Origin of the sequence: Pseudoxanthomonas sp. X-1 (assembly GCF_020042665.1) — a bacterium.
GTDB lineage: Bacteria > Pseudomonadota > Gammaproteobacteria > Xanthomonadales > Xanthomonadaceae > Pseudoxanthomonas_A > Pseudoxanthomonas_A spadix_A.
This window is the reverse complement of the sequence record NZ_CP083376.1, coordinates 2,963,327-2,979,299: the sequence shown is the minus strand read 5'-3', so window position 1 is coordinate 2,979,299 and position 15,973 is coordinate 2,963,327. Positions and strand designations below refer to the sequence as shown.

The 15,973-nt window shown below is 62.0% G+C and carries 8 protein-coding genes and 1 tRNA gene; 8 read left to right on the top strand and 1 reads right to left on the bottom strand.

The window, feature by feature from the left end:
• Position 1 precedes the first annotated feature (1 nt).
• From LAJ50_RS13275 to ispH, 4 genes are all read left to right on the top strand, one after another.
• Positions 2-952: a bifunctional riboflavin kinase/FAD synthetase gene (locus LAJ50_RS13275; RefSeq protein ID WP_138651885.1), complete on the top strand. Its 951-nt coding sequence runs from the start codon at positions 2-4 to the stop codon at positions 950-952.
• A gap of 76 nt (positions 953-1,028) precedes the next feature.
• Complete coding sequence (gene ileS, locus LAJ50_RS13270) at positions 1,029-3,860, top strand: isoleucine--tRNA ligase (RefSeq protein ID WP_138651887.1); 2,832 nt, start codon at positions 1,029-1,031, stop codon at positions 3,858-3,860.
• A complete protein-coding gene (lspA, locus tag LAJ50_RS13265; RefSeq protein WP_138651889.1) occupies positions 3,851-4,393 on the top strand; it encodes a signal peptidase II in 543 nt (180 codons plus the stop codon). The genes ileS and lspA overlap by 10 nt, the downstream gene beginning before the upstream one ends.
• Before the next feature lie 57 nt (positions 4,394-4,450).
• Positions 4,451-5,401 (top strand): 4-hydroxy-3-methylbut-2-enyl diphosphate reductase, encoded by a 951-nt coding sequence (gene ispH / locus LAJ50_RS13260; RefSeq protein ID WP_138651891.1) that lies wholly within the window; start codon positions 4,451-4,453, stop codon positions 5,399-5,401.
• Between the two features lie 9 nt (positions 5,402-5,410).
• Here the strand turns inward: ispH and LAJ50_RS13255 are convergent, their stop codons facing one another.
• A complete protein-coding gene (locus tag LAJ50_RS13255) occupies positions 5,411-6,385 on the bottom strand; it encodes a Dyp-type peroxidase (protein ID WP_138651893.1) in 975 nt (324 codons plus the stop codon).
• A gap of 166 nt (positions 6,386-6,551) precedes the next feature.
• On the opposite strand from LAJ50_RS13255, the gene LAJ50_RS13250 reads away from it, so the two are divergent.
• The 4 genes from LAJ50_RS13250 (at position 6,552) to LAJ50_RS13230 (ending at position 15,836) form a co-directional block, all read left to right on the top strand.
• Positions 6,552-6,627 (top strand) — tRNA-Thr (locus tag LAJ50_RS13250).
• An 845-nt stretch (positions 6,628-7,472) separates the two neighbouring features.
• Positions 7,473-12,293 carry an RHS repeat protein gene (locus LAJ50_RS13245; RefSeq protein WP_138651895.1) on the top strand — a complete coding sequence of 1,607 codons (4,821 nt, stop codon included), beginning with the start codon at positions 7,473-7,475 and terminating at the stop codon, positions 12,291-12,293.
• A 97-nt stretch (positions 12,294-12,390) separates the two neighbouring features.
• Positions 12,391-13,320 carry an RHS repeat-associated core domain-containing protein gene (locus tag LAJ50_RS13240; protein WP_224096586.1) on the top strand — a complete coding sequence of 310 codons (930 nt, stop codon included), beginning with the start codon at positions 12,391-12,393 and terminating at the stop codon, positions 13,318-13,320.
• A gap of 2,126 nt (positions 13,321-15,446) precedes the next feature.
• Positions 15,447-15,836: a hypothetical protein gene (locus LAJ50_RS13230; RefSeq protein ID WP_130549650.1), complete on the top strand. Its 390-nt coding sequence runs from the start codon at positions 15,447-15,449 to the stop codon at positions 15,834-15,836.
• Positions 15,837-15,973: the final 137 nt, after the last annotated feature.

Below are 15,973 nucleotides of genomic sequence, written 5' to 3'. Positions count from 1 at the left end.
GATGAGCAGGCTGTTCCGTGACATCGAAGGCGGGGTACTGACCCCGGGTGGCAGCGTGGTGTGCATCGGCGCCTTCGATGGCCTGCACCTTGGCCACCGTGCGCTGCTGCGCCATGCCCAGGCGCGCGCCCGCGCGCTGGGGCTGCCGCTGGTGGCGGTGAGTTTCGAACCGCTGCCGCGCGAGTTCTTCCAGCCCCAGGATCCGCCGCCGCGCCTGAGCCTGCCGCGGGCCAAGGTCGAGGGCCTGCTGCAGGGCGGGGCCGACCGCATTGGCCTGCTGCGCTTCAACCGGCGCATGACCGCGATGTCGGCGCAGGATTTCGTGCACACCCTGTTGGTCGGGCGCCTGGCCGCGCGCGAGGTGTGGATCGGGCCGGAGTTCCGCTTCGGCCACAAGCGCGGCGGCGACGTGGCCTTGTTGCAGGCCATGGGCGCGGAACTGGGGTTCGCTGCCGGCCAGATCGAGCCGGTGCACTGCGCCGATGGCGAGCGCGTGTCCTCCACCCGCATCCGCGCCGCGCTGCGCCAGGGCGATTTCCTCCACGCACAGCGCCTGCTCGGACATCCTTACGCCATCGGCGGGCGGGTCGTGCGCGGCAAGCAGCTGGGTCGCACGCTGGGCTTCCCGACCGCCAACCTGCGCTTTCCCAAGACGCCGGCGCTCAGCGGCATCTACGCGACCTGGGTGCATGGGCTGACCGAGCGGCCCTGGCCGTCGGTGTCCAGCTTCGGCACCCGGCCCACCGTGGAGGGCGTGGAGCCGCTGCTGGAGGCGCACCTGTTCGACTTCAGCGGCGACCTCTACGGGCGCCACCTGCGCGTGGAATTCGTCGCCAAGCTGCGTGACGAGGAAAAGTTCGATGGGCTGGAGGCGCTGACCGAGCAGATGCAGCGCGATGCCGCCCATGCACGCCAGCTGCTGTCCGCCGAACGCCTGCGGGCCACGGCCTGAAGGACATCCGTTTTGAATCCAGGCCCGCGCCGCCCCGCGCAGGCTTCACCCGTACAGCCGTAGAGACTCTTCACCCTTGAGCACCGACTACAAAGCCACCCTGCACCTGCCGGCCACGGAGTTCCCCATGCGCGGGGACCTGCCCAAGCGCGAGCCGGACACGCTCAAGCGCTGGTACGAGCAGGACCTGTACGCGCAGCTGCGGGCCAACGCCAAGGGCCGGCCGCTGTTCGTGCTGCACGACGGCCCGCCGTACGCCAATGGCGCGATCCACCTGGGGCATGCGGTCAACAAGATCCTCAAGGACATCATCGTCAAGTCGCGCTACCTGGACGGCTTCGATGCGCCCTACGTGCCGGGCTGGGACTGCCACGGCCTACCGATCGAGATCGCGGTGGAGAAGAAGTGGGGCAAGGTGGGCACCAAGCTGGACGCGCGCGCGTTCCGGCAGAAGTGCCGCGAGTACGCCGAGGAGCAGATCGACCTGCAGCGCAAGGACTTCAAGCGCCTGGGCGTGATCGGCGACTGGGACAACCCGTACAAAACGCTGAACTTCCGCTTCGAGGCCGACGAGATCCGCGCGCTGGCCAAGATCGTCGCCAACGGCCATCTGGTGCGCGGCGCCAAGCCGGTGCACTGGTGCTTCGACTGCGGTTCGGCGCTGGCCGAGGCCGAGATCGAGTACCAGGACAAGGTCTCGCCGGCGGTGGACGTGGCCTATGCCGCGCGCGATCCGCAGGCCCTGGCCGCGGCGTTCGGCGCGCAGGTGCCGGCCGGCACCGAGGTGGCCGTGCCGATCTGGACCACCACGCCGTGGACGCTGCCGGCCTCGCTGGCGGTGAGCCTGGGCCCGGAGCTGGACTACGTGCTGGTCGAAGGCCCAGCCCGCGACGGCGCGCCGCGCTGGCTGGTGGTGGCCGAGGCGCTGGCCGCGCGTGCCCTGGCACGCTATGGGGTGCCCGAGGTGGTAGTGCACGGCCATGCCAAGGGCGCGGCGCTGGAAGGCCTGCTGCTGGGCCATCCGTTCTACGCCCAGCGCGACATCCCGCTGATCCTGGGCGAGCACGTCTCGGCCGAGGACGGCACCGGCGCGGTCCACACCGCGCCCGGCCACGGCCAGGAGGACTACGCGGTCTGCCTGAAGTACGGTCTGATCGATCGCTACACCGCCGCGCAGATCACCCCGGTCGATGGCCGTGGCGTGTACCTGCCGTCCACGCCGCCGTTCGGCGAGATGGCCCTGGCCGGCCAGCACATCTGGAAGGCCAACGACGCCATCGTCGAAGGCCTGCGCGGCAATGGCGCGCTGCTGGCCTTCCACCCGCTGACCCACAGCTACCCCCACTGCTGGCGGCACAAGACGCCGGTGGTGTTCCGCGCCACGCCGCAGTGGTTCATCTCGATGGAGCAGGCCAACCTGCGTGGCGACGCGCTGAAGGCCATCGACACGGTGAAGTGGTACCCCGAATGGGGCCGCGCGCGCATCGCCGGCATGGTCGAAGGCCGCCCGGACTGGACGATCTCGCGCCAGCGCACCTGGGGCGTGCCGATCGCCTTGTTCATGCACCGCGAGACCGGCCTGCCGCATCCGGACAGCGTCGCGCTGATGGAGCAGGTGGCGCTGAAGGTGGAGCAGGACGGCGTCGACGCCTGGTACGACCTTGATCCGGCAGAACTGCTCGGCGATGCGGCCGCGGACTATGAGAAGGTCACCGACATCCTGGATGTCTGGTTCGACTCCGGCGTGACCCACGAGGGCGTGCTGCTGGAGCGCGGCTTCGGCAAGCCGGCCGACCTGTACCTGGAAGGCAGCGACCAGCATCGCGGCTGGTTCCAGTCCTCGCTGCTGACCGGCGTGGCCATCGACAAGGCCGCGCCGTACCGGCAGTGCCTGACCCACGGCTTCACCGTGGACGAGCACGGCCGCAAGATGTCCAAGTCGCTGGGCAACGGCATCGAGCCGCAGGACATCATGAAGACCCTGGGCGCGGACATCCTGCGCCTGTGGATCGCCAGCGCCGACTACAGCAACGAGATGTCGCTGTCGCAGGAGATCCTCAAGCGCAACGCCGACGCCTACCGCCGCATCCGCAACACCGCGCGCTTCCTGCTGGGCAACCTGCATGGCTTCGACCCGGCCGTGCACCTGCGCGAACTGGACGACATGGTCGCGCTGGACCGCTGGATCGTGCACCGCGCATTCGAGCTGCAGGAGAAGATCAAGGCCGCCTATGCGCGCTACGACTTCGCCGCGATCGTGCAGGCGCTGCTGAACTTCTGCAGCGTGGACCTGGGCTCGCTGTATCTCGACGTGACCAAGGACCGCCTGTACACGATGCAGGAGGACTCACGCGGCCGCCGCAGCGCGCAGAGCGCCATGTACCGCATCGCCGAGGCCTTCGCGCGCTGGATCGCGCCGATCCTGAGCTTCACCGCCGACGAGATGTGGGGCTACCTGCCCGGCAACCGCCTGGGCAACGTGTTGTTCGCCACCTGGTACGACGGCCTGGCGCCGCTGCCATCCGATGCGAAGCTCGGCGAGGCCGACTTCGACGCGTTGCTGGCCCTGCGCGAGCAGGTGGCCAAGGTGCTCGAACCGATGCGCGCCAGCGGCGCGATCGGTGCGGCGCTGGATGCGGAGATCGCGATCGCCGCCGACGCGGCCACCGCCGCGCGCTGGCAGCCGCTGGCCGATGAGCTGCGCTTCTTGTTCATCAGCGGCGATGTCAACGTGCGCCAGGCCAGCGCCGAGGAACTCTTCGTCAGCGCCCAGCCGACCGACAAGCCCAAGTGCGTACGCTGCTGGCAGCGCCGCGCCGACGTCGGTGCCTACGCGGCCCACCCGGAACTGTGCGGGCGCTGCGTAGACAATGTCGATGGCGCGGGGGAGGACCGGCAATGGTTCTGAACCAAGCGCAGCATCCGGGCTCCGGGACGCGGCAGCCTTCGGCACTGATCTGGCTGCTGCTGTCGGCCGTGGTCATCGGGCTGGACCAGTGGTCCAAGGCCTGGGTGCTGGCCAGCCTGCCGGAGTTCCAGGCGGTCAAGGTGATCAATGGCTTCTGGAACTGGTACCGCACCTACAATACCGGCGCGGCCTTCAGCTTCCTCAGCAACGCCGGCGGCTGGCAGATCTGGTTCTTCACCGCGCTGGCGCTGGGCGTGTGCGGCCTGCTGGGCTGGTGGCTGTCGCGCACCCCGCGCAGCGACTGGCGCATGGCCCTGCCGTACGCCCTGGTCATCGGCGGCGCGCTGGGCAATGTCATCGACCGGCTGGTGCACGGCCATGTGGTCGATTTCATCCAGTGGTACGTGGGCGACCACTACTGGCCCTCGTTCAACATCGCCGACTCCGCCATCGTCTGCGGGGCGGTGGGGATCGCGCTGTTCGGGCTGAGCAAGAAGGGTGGGGCCGAGGCGCGGGCCACGGAGAGGCCGTAGGGTCCACGGGACCGCTGTTACGCCTTCCTTCCCCCTCACTCCTCTACACTGCCTCCCATGGACGTCCTGCTCGCCAATCCCCGCGGCTTCTGCGCCGGCGTCGACCGCGCCATCGAGATCGTCAAGCGCGCCATCGAAACCCTGGGCGCGCCGATCTACGTACGCCATGAGGTCGTGCACAACCGCTTCGTGGTCGATGACCTCAAGCGTCGCGGTGCGATCTTCGTCGAGGAGCTCGACGAGGTGCCGGACAACAACACGGTCATCTTCAGCGCCCACGGCGTGTCGCAGGCCGTCCGCGCCGAGGCGAACCGGCGCGGGCTGAAGGTGTTCGACGCGACCTGCCCGTTGGTGACCAAGGTCCACCTGGAAGTGGCGCGCCACTGCCGCGCCGGACGCGACGTGGTGCTGATCGGCCACGCCGGCCACCCCGAGGTGGAGGGCACCATGGGCCAGTGGGACCGCGAACGCGGCACCGGCCGCATCTATCTGGTGGAGGACATCGACGATGTCGCCACGCTGCAGATCGCGCAGCCGGACAATTTCGCCTATACCACCCAGACCACGCTGTCGGTGGACGACACCGTCGGCATCATCGAGGCCCTGCGCGCGCGCTTCCCGGCGATGCAGGGGCCGAAGAACGACGACATCTGCTACGCCACGCAGAACCGCCAGGACGCCGTGCGCGACCTGGCGCGCGAATGCGACCTGGTGCTGGTGGTCGGTTCGCCCAACAGCTCCAACTCCAACCGCCTGCGCGAGCTGGCCCAGCGCGATGGCGTGGAGGCCTACCTGATCGACGGCGCGCAGGAGATCGATCCGCGCTGGATCGACGGCAAGCGCCGGGTCGGCGTGACCGCCGGCGCCTCGGCGCCGGACGTGCTGATCGACGGCGTGATCGCGCGCCTGCGCGAGCTGGGCGCCAGCGACGTCAGCGAACTGGCCGGCGAGCCGGAGAGCATGGTCTTCGCCCTGCCCAAGGAGCTGCGCCTGCAGCTGGTGGACTGATCGGCGCCTTCAGTCGCCCATCGCGTCCAGCACCGCGCGTGCCGGCACGAAGAACACCACCCCGGTCTTGGCAGTGGAGAAGTCCAGGATGCGGTCGTGCAGCGGCGCCGGGTCGCCGATGAACATGCGCTCGAGCATCTTCTCGATCACCCACAGGTGACGCGTGTAGCCGATGAAGTAGGTGCCGTACTCCCCGCGCGCCGGCGAGGCGAAGGGCATGTTGTCGCGCAGGATGTCGTGCTCGCCCTGGTCATCGCTGATCGTGCACAGCGTCTTGTGCGATTTCTGCGCCGGCGCGGGGGCGTCCGGCAACTCGGTGTTGTCGAACTTCCTGCGTCCGATGATCGTCTCCTGCGCCTCCACCTGCTGCGCGCGCCAGGCGTCCAGATCGTGCAGGTACTTCTGGATTACCACATAGCTGCCCCCGACGTGATCCGGATCCTCCTGGCCCACCAGCGTGGCCTGCGGCAGCGCCAGTCCGTCCGGGTTGGCCGTGCCGTCGACGAACTCGAGCAGATCGCGCCCGTCGAAATAACGGAAACCACAGACTTCATCGACCGGCTCGACCGCATCGCCGAAGGATTGCAGCAGCAGCTTTTCGAACTCCACGATCAGGTCCATCGATGGCGCGCGCAGGTGAAAGAGCAGATCGCCCGGCGTGGAGACAGCGGTGTGGGTCGCGCCGCGGATCTCCCTGAACGGATGCAGCTCGCGTGGCTTGGACAGCCCGGTCAGCGCCTCCCAGACCCGCGACCCGATGCCGACATTGCAGGTGAAGCCACGGCTGAGGTCGCGGCTGGTGATGGTCTTGACCAGGTCGCCGGTGGCACCGAGCGTGGACCGCACGGACGCCTGCGCCTGTGGCGTGTCCTTGACGTTGAGCACCAGGAACGTCGCGGCGATGGACAGCGGCGCGTCGATGGCCTGCGGCTCGGCGCCGGCAGGCGTGGCGTCGGACGAAGCGGCGGTGGTGCGGGCAGGCATGGGGGCTCCTTGCGGCGGCGAGGACGGGGCAGGGCGCCGAGGCGCGTCCAGCGCGATGATGCCGCGTCCCGCACGCCGCGTCGCGCACCGGCAGCGCCGCTGGACGGATCGCGCCCGCCTGCTCAATTGACCGGAGGCGGCACGGTCCCTAGAATTCGCCCTCCCCGCCGGAATAGCTCAGTTGGTAGAGCGGCGCATTCGTAATGCGTAGGTCGCAGGTTCGACTCCTGTTTCCGGCACCAAGGTCATTCTCAAGGCTCCGCCGCAGCGTTGGCGGGGCCTTTCTTTTCAAGGGCTTACGCTCTGGTGTACGCCCGGCGTGGACGACCCGCATCCGAGCATGGCTCGCCTGTCAATCCTAAGTCGGCTTCCCAGCCGCTTACGGTCACACGCAGGCTCGCCGGTCTGCCCCCGCCCCCGATGCCCACTTCTACTAACTGACGCAGGCCATACTGCTTGCCATGAACAACTGCGTGCGCCGGGGGGGGTAGTTCACAGACGGGCCTCAGTTGCCTCAATGGCCCCTCCTCCCGCGGCATTACTTTCGAGGGCCGCACTTGACAAGGCTGACATCTTTGCCGGCTAATGGCTCGAACTGCTAGGGAACAAGCGGTATGGGGCTGCAGCCCCTAGCACAGGGGATGTCGATGCGTGCGAATCAAAGTGCCGGCCTCAGGTCGTGTTGCGCTCGAGCGTTGTTTTCTTTCCTACCTAGGGTGATAGCGCTGGCGGTCATGGCGCGAGCCGATGCCCAGACCGTCACGGTCCCTGAAGAGTTCGGCAAGCTGGTGACAGCCACCTCGCAGGTAAAGGGCTTAAACACTGGTCTGGTGGGTGACGAGGTCAATCTCTACAGCGGTTCGCTCGGTCTAACTCAGACAGATGTTTCAGTGCCTGGGAATTCAGGCTTGGCGGTCGAACTTACCCGCCGGCTGAGCGCGGGTCAGGGAGTCGACGGTTTCGGGGATTCTTCGGGGACTGGGATCTCTCCATTCCCAGTATTCACGGAGTGTTTCCGCAGGGGAGCAAGTGGGCGTTCGGTGTTCCGTCCGTATATGGCAAGCGTTGTTCCAGCTATGAAGCTCCTTTGGATGCTGTCGGTCAGCAGGGGGGCGATTTTTCAGCAACCGAGTACTGGCAGGGGACTTTCGTCTACCTGCCCGGGAAAGGAGACCAGGAACTTTTAAGTTACCCCTCCAGCGCCATGCCGACCGATGGTCGCGCATATCCTTTGACCTTGGCGGATGGTTCGGCGGTATCTTGCGTCGCCAACCTCGCCGTTGGCAGTAACCCTTCCGTGGGTGAGGGGTTCGAGGTCGTGACCCGGGATGGCACGCACTACAGGTTTGACCACATGGTCACCCGTGCCCATTCGGCCCTGAAGAAATCATTGCCGGCTCCGCAGGCCGCTTCTGCCAGGCTGGCAACCGGAGTGACTCCGCAGGCTATCAATGGGTATATTTTGTATCGAGATGAGTACATTATTTATCCCACTCAGGTAACGGATAGATTCGGCAACTCTGTCACCTACAACTGGAATTCTTCCAATCCCAACCAGTTGCAGTCCATCACCAGCAGTGATGGTCGTTCCATAAGCTTTACCTACGTTGACAGTGCGGGCTATCAGATACAGTCGGCGAGCAGTGCAGGGCGAACATGGACCTATACCTATACCTCTTCCATATCGCTGAGTCAGGTTACTCTGCCCGATCAGAGTAGCTGGAAGTTCAATCTCCAATCCCTGGTCTCCAGAACGCCTGGGCAGAATGGGCAATGCGATAATACGAACGGCGGTGGAACTTCCACCGGAAGCGTCACGCATCCCAGTGGTGCGGTGGTCACGTTCGGACTACAGGCAGTACGCATGTCGCGCACGTGGGTGCCGCGTGAGTGCTTCTACGTGGATGGTGCGCCGACGAGTGCGTACTATCCCAAAGAGTCGTTCGTCATGGCCTTGGTGTCCAAGAGTATCAACGGACCAGGCTTGCCAAGCGCGGGATACAACTGGACATACAGCTACGATGGAACGGCAGGCTGCTGGGATCCGGCGACTGTACAGGCCAACGCCAGCGGTGCTCCCAAGTGCACTTCATCGACACCATCGGTCCGGACAGCAACTGTCACCAATCCTGACGGAAGTGTGGACAAGCATGTCTATGGCAATCGGTGGCAGGTCGATGAAGGACAGCTGCTGTCCACGCAGACTGCGATATCCGGCACTGCGGCGCTTCGTACGGAAACAGTGGCCTATGGCGCGCCAGACGAAGGGCCGTATCCGACAAGCATCGGCTTCAGTATCCAGCCTCGAGGCGACGGTGGCTATGCGAGCCGCCACCACCCTGTCAAACAAAGGGTTATTCAACAAGACGGCGTCACTTTTTCGTGGTCCACGACCTTCGATGCGATGGCACGGCCTTCGCAGGTAACTCGCAGTGGCCCTTCCGCTGCTGTGACGGAGAAAACGATCTATTCGGATCTTCCTTCCATCTGGGTGATGGACCAGCCAGCTTCGGTCACCAATCTGGGGAACGGACTGGTTGTCGCTGCTGGCGAGTACAACAATCTGGGCCAGTTGACCAAGACATATGCGTTCGGCCGACTGACGGGCATCTATGGATACGGGACGGGTGGAATGCTTTCCACGGTGACCGACCCGAATAATCGCACGACAACTTACTCCAACTGGAAGCGCGGTATCCCGCAAAGTGTCGGGTACGCTGATGGAAATGGACGCTCGGCGGTCGTCAGTGACGCTGGCTGGATTACCAGTCATACCGATGAAATCGGCTACCAGTACATCTTTACTTATGATGGGGCGGGGCGATTGGCCTCGACCAGTTACCCAAGCGATGGTGCACCAGCGAATCCCACGACACAGGTGTTTGAACCGATTGGCATGGCCGAGTTCGGACTGGCGGCCGGTCATTGGCGACAGACCGTTTCGACTGGTAACGCGCGGAAGGTAGCTTACTACGACAGCTTGTGGCGTCCGATCGTGACCCGGGAATACGACAATGGGAATGAGACTGCCACCAAGCGTTTCCGGCGATTCGCATACGATCACGAAGGCAGGACCACCTTTGCCTCTTATCCGGGGACGACAGATAGCTTGGCCACTGGCTCCTGGACTTCTTATGATGCGTTGGGACGTGAGACGTCGGTAGGTCAGGACACCGAACTGACGCCAAGTGTCCAGGTGGCCACCACTGCATACTTGAGCGGTTTCAAGACGCGCACTACCGATCCGCGCGGCGGAGTGAAGATCACCTCATTCAAGGCTTACGATCAGCCGAGCTACGATCTTCCTATAAAGATAGAGGCTGCCGAGGGCACTATCACTGAGATCAATCGTGATGACTTTGGCAAGCCCACCGCAATTACCCGGCGAGATGTTTCAAATACGGTCAGCGTCACTCGCAGCTATATCTATAACGGCTATCAGCAACTTTGTCGCAGCGTGGAACCGGAAAGCGGCGCAACCCTGGTCGGCTATGACTTGGCTGGAAACGTGGCTTGGACCGCCGCGGGTTTGGCCGCGACGCAGGCTTGTGATGATGGTAGCGGCACGGCTGTCTCCGCTCGAAAAGTCGGGCGTACCTACGACGCTCGGAATCGGCTCAGTACGTTGAGTTTTCCGGACGGACGGGGTAATCAGACCTGGACATATACACCGGACGGTAAGCCTTACCAAGTCACCACCGCCAATGCCGGAAGCGGGGCGGAAAGTGTCATCAACACCTACACCTACAACGCGCGTCGCCAGCTCATCGGCGAAGGTATGGCGCAGGCGGGCCAGGCCGCGGCGCTATCTATCGGGTACGGATACGATGCCAACGGCAACCTTGCCACCCAGACCTATCCCTCCGGGCTGACCCTGTCCTACGCCCCCAACGCGCTGGGCCAGCCGACGCAGGCGGGGTCCTACGCCACGGGCGTGTCGTACTACCCCAACGGGGCGATCAAGCAGTTCACGTACGGCAATGGTGTGGTCCACACCATGGCGCAGAACGCTCGCCAGATGCCGGCGCGCAGCACCGACACGGGCGGCGGCGCCGTCATCGACATGGCCTACGGTTTCGACCCGAACGGCAACGTCAGCGCGGTCACCGACTACGTGGACGGCCGCCAGACCCGCAGCATGACCTACGACGGACTGGATCGCCTGGCCACCACCCAATCGGTGATGTTCGGCGGCGACAACCAGGCTGCGTTCACCTATGACGCACTGGACAACCTCAAGACCTTCAAGGTCGGGGCGGTGTCCAACTACGTCTATGCGTACAACGCCAGGCAGCAGCTGGAAACGGTCAGCAACGCCGGAAGCGGCAGCGCGGTGATCGGGTTGGGCTACGACGCGCAAGGCAACCTGGCCAACAAGAACGGTCAGACCTACGCCTTCGACTACGGTAATCGTCTGCGCTCGGTCCCGAACAAGGAGTCCTATCGTTACGACGCCAGCGGGCGCCGCGTGTTATCGGTCGCCTCAAATGGCAACATCTACTCGCTCTATGGCCAGGACGGCGTGCTGCGCTATCAGCAGAACCAGCGCGCGAATCGCCGATACGAATACATCTATCTCGGCGGCAGCCTTGTGGCGCGGATCACTAACGTGCAGAGCGTGGGCACCGCGACCACCAGCGTGCCCGCCTCGAATGGCACCGGCGTTTATACGGTCAGCTGGACCGCGGTCACCGACGCCATCACCTACACCCTGCAGGAAAAGGTCGGTAGCACCGGGGCATGGACCACGGTCTACAGCGGGAGTGCCACAAGCTACGGCGCCAGCGGCAAGGGCACCAGTGTCTACAGTTATCGGGTGCAAGCATGCGCCGGCAGTACCTGCGGCGGCTGGAGCAACGAAGCCACCGTTGCGGTGACGCTGCCCAGCGCGCCCTCGGCCGCTCCTGCCGTCAGCGCGCCCGCGAACAGCAGCAATGGTGCCTATTCCATTTCCTGGACGTCGGTGAATACGGCCACGTCGTATGAGGTGAAAGAGAACGGCAACGGCCTTTACAGCGGGGGCGGGCTATCGACCTCGGTCAGCGGGCGTGGCACGGGCAACTACACCTACACCGCCCGTGCCTGTAATAGCGCCGGGTGCGGGCCGTGGAGCGCAGGGGCCACCGTGGCGGTGACGATCCCGACGCCGCCGTCGGGCGCGCCTGCCGTCAGTGCTCCGGGCTCAAGCAGTACAGGCTCTTACACCGTTTCGTGGAGCGCCGTCGGCAACGCTTCTTCCTATGAGCTACAGGAGAACGGGAGTACCGTCTACAGCGGGGGCAACCTGTCGGCTGGCATCAGTGGTCGTGGGACGGGCAACTACACCTACACCGCCCGAGCATGCAACAACGTCGGGTGCGGACCGTGGAGCGCCGGTGCGCCGGTCGCGGTGACGATCCCGACCCCGCCATCTGGTGCGCCCACTGTCAGCGCTCCCGGCTCGAGCAGCACCGGGTCCTACACTGTTTCGTGGAGTGCGGTCGGCAACGCTTCTTCCTATGAGCTGCAGGAAAACAGCAACACCGTCTACAGCGGTGGCAATCTCGCCCTAGCAATCGGTGGGCGCGGCAACGGCACTTACGCTTACACGGCTCGAGCATGCAATAACGTCGGGTGTGGCCCGTGGAGCGCTAGCGCGTCAACCACAGTGGCGTTGATCCCACCAACACCTGTCAACACGCAGCAGGATTTGACTAATACCGGCGGGAAACGCTGGCAATACACGGCTTGGTGGGATGCGGCTCCCAATGCCACGAGCTATGAGCTTCAGGGTTACATCACTTACTCGGGTCCGAACACCTCTGCGTCCACGGTGAAGGTTGGGGTCAATCCTCCCTCCAACAATCCCACGTACCGCGTGCGCGCTTGCAATGCGACCGGGTGCTCGGCATGGTCTGCGGTGTTCTGAATCAAATTCGAGCTGTCAAGGATCCGTATTAATGAATAGTAATTCGACAGGCAGTTTCGCAAGGATCCGTTGGGGCGCGAATCGGCTGCTCTGGTTCATGTTCGCGCTGTGGTGTGCCTGCGTTGGAGTGCCGGCATACGCTCAGACGGTCGAGTACATCCACACCGATGCGTTGGGAAGCCCTATCGCGGTCACGAATGCCAGCCAGCAGGTGATTGAGCGTAGCGAGTACGCCCCATATGGCGATTTACTCAACCGACCCGACACAGATGGCCCTGGATACACCGGGCATGTCCTGGATGCTGCCACGGGCATGAACTACATGCAGCAGCGCTATTACGACCCGATGATCGGACTGTTCCTGTCCGTCGATCCGGTTACTGCTTACGCGAAGCCCGGCGTCAACTTCAATCGGTACTGGTATGCTAGCAATAACCCATATCGGTTTACTGATCCAGATGGACGGTATGTCTGCTCAGGCAGCAAAACTGATTGTGGGAACTTTGACAAAGCAATTGACGCGGCTAAAGCAGCTTCTACTAGCTCAAAGCTCACGGAAGGGCAAAGGGGTCAGCTCAGCGCAGCTGTGAATTTTTTTGGGGAGAAGGGGAATTCAGACATCAAAGTTTCATTTGGTGATTTGAAAGGAGACTACGGCCTGATCAATACAAATAGAGAAGGAAAAGGAACCGTCAAGTTTGATTTAACAGCCATCGGGAAAAAGAGTCCTGGAGAGTCAGGGTTGATAAGCGGGCTTGCTATGAGAGCACTGCACGAGGGAGATCATGGGGTTCGAATTGTACAAGAAGGCTTTCCAGGATCGAAGTTGGAACGATTCGGAAGAGAGCAGGCGGCGTATCGCTCCGAGGCCTATTTCCAGAAGGCAACGGGCTTTCTTCAGAATGCCAATAATCTTTGGGCACCTTGGAATCCCGGCGATGGCATAAATGAAAACGCGGTTGATGCGAGAGCGAATTTCTCTGTCATGTCATCCTGCGCGGGTTCGAGCGAGGGGAGTTGCCGATGAAAGGTCGATCGTTCTTTGTTTGCCTAGCCGTGGCCGCGATCTCGGCTTGCGCAAGCTCGTCCCATCTTGAATCTACTGCTACCGTTAGCAAGGAAGGTTATTTTGCTGATCCTGGCGACTTCTGGGGCGTCAACTTCAAGACTGGCCAGCCAGCTTCTGGCAAGGCGTTGCTGGAAGCGGTGGCCGGCCCTCGCGATCAAGAAGCGTTGGAGAATGACCTTGCGCTCCTTAAAAGGATGCCGCCGGATGTCCCCTTAAGAGTTTTAGGATTTACAGACTCAGAAGAATGCTCCGGGTTGTCGTGCTCTGAATTGTCGCTACGCAGAGCACAAGCTTTGCAAGATTGGTTGCTCAATCATGGTGTATCTAAGTCTCGGTTGTCTGCACCAAAGGGTTTGGGTAGTGCAAGGCCTATTAGCAGTAACGAGACAGAAGATGGGCGAGCACAAAATAGGCGCGCTTACATTAGCTACGAAGATGTGCCATAGAGCTTGCTTGTGAAGCGAAAGCACAAGGCCGCGCTGCGGGCCTTGTTGTGCTTCCATCACTTCGTTGGCGGTGCGCGGCTACACGGCACTATAGGCACGTAGAGATGCAGCGCGAGCGCCAGCCGCGCGCAAATTATCAACATAAATTGCCTGGTCACCCCCTCCATCCAGCTGTCGTGATGCGGGGCGCAGTTGTGGAAAATGGTGAGCCTGTTGTAGATAATGCAGGTGCCGGCGACGGCATTCTGCATCACTGCGGGCCTTGCAAAAAAATCGTTTAAGTAGCAAAAGCTGAGGCGCTAACCTTTGTAGCGGAGAAAACAGTTGCTTTCGATAGGGCACTTGGTGCTGAAGGAAAGGCTGCGTTCGAAAGTGGCAAGCAGGACCTGAGAAATTATGTTAGTCAACATGACGTGGTAGTAAGTGTCGGCATAGCTGGCATGCTAGGTACACCTATTGGGCCAAATACAGCTCCTTTGGGACTGACTGTTCTTGGTGATTTGGGAGTAGTAGCGAATTTAAGCTCCGGTCAGATTGATCTTCAAGCTAACTTAGGGATGGTCCGTCTGTAGGCGGTGGTGCTGTTGCGTCGGGGAACTTTCAAGGTGGTTTGAAGAACGGCCCCTTGGAAACAGGATTTTCCACGTCAAATGTGGCCTTCGCTCGGGCGACAGCGGTTACGGCTACCGGCACTCCATTGGACGTTGGTGGCGCTGTACAGTGGAGTAGTGGGGGGAGTGCTTCCGCTGGATTCAAGCCAGGAGTGGGTAGTTACCTAGGGTCGGTGGTGGAAAAATATATACATGGACCTTGGTCACTCCGCCTCTTCGGGAGGGCAGTAAGGAATGAAGACTCTCTTTGATCGTAAGACAAAAAAGCCGAAACTGTTCTGGTTGATCGTATCTATAGCATTACTCTCGCTGGTCTTTGGCGGTTTTGGGTTTTACTGACTTTGCTGACAGGTAGCAGGGTGTTGCAGTGGTTAGTATTCATTGGAATTGTTTCGGCGTGGGGGGCTGGGCTTGGTTTGGCAGTTTTTTACTTCTTTCGCCAAATTCTTGGCAATTATCGAAGTATAGAAGAGAAATCTATAAGCGATCAGGTGTGGTAGCTGATATGTGTGTCGTGCTCCGAGGCTTTGACTGGCAGAGTTTCGGCGGATGTCTTGCAGCAAATAAATTTTTGTAATCCTAAGTGAAAAATGCAGAGTCCTGCATAAGAGTCGGACATCCTAAAAAGCCGTGCCGCAACCCTCTCTGAGATGAAGATGAGGTGCGCCTTCATGAAGCAGTGCGCCGATGGCCCGTAGGCTGCTGCTATGGACACCGAGACCGACGAGAAGACCAGTGAGCGCTTAGGTTCCGACCCCTTTGGCCACCTCACGACGCGGGACAGGCGTACCCCCGAGGAGCGTGCAGCAGCTGAGTCGAAAGGGTGGTGACGGCTAGATCCATACAGGCGTGAGGAGATCAACACTGGTGAGATTAGAGTTTATACGGCTGAGGCGAATTTTTATCAGGGCGCGCGGATCAATCCATATGGGCTATTGAACCCAGGTGGCGAGATCAACTCTGATGCGATACTCATAGGCGCAGACTGATCTACGAATTCAGTTTGCGAAGAGCCAGGAGCATGCGAATGAAGGCAACAGCTCTATTGATTTTTGCCGCGCTTTTCCCGGGATACGCGACGGCTGATTCCGGCAAAGAAGTTTGCTCAACCGCATCAGATGTCAAGGAGAGAAAAGAGACTTGTTCTAACCGCTCCATCAAAATTAACGCTTACTTGATATCAACCCGCCATGGCGCCTATCTAGTAGACGAACCTGACGGGTCTGACGTGTTGGCAGCAGTATTCTCAGACTTGCCTCAATACAGAAGATCAACTGCCCTGCTATTGGAAGAGCTTGCGTACGCCAACAGAGGACAGCCCTATGCTCAGATACAAGGCACCTTCGAAGGCCGCCTGTTGCTAGATAGTGACGGGCGAGCAGTTAGCTTTGAAGTTCATGCAAGAGTGCATGAGTGAGTGATGCCCCTTGCCGGGTAACGGTCCCGCAAGTGTTAGCTAAGAAACCTCTGAACAAGCCCCTCTTTTCGGCGACATGATTGGCATCCGATCCAGGCGCGCCGGTCGCGTTGACGATACCGACGCCGCCATCGGGC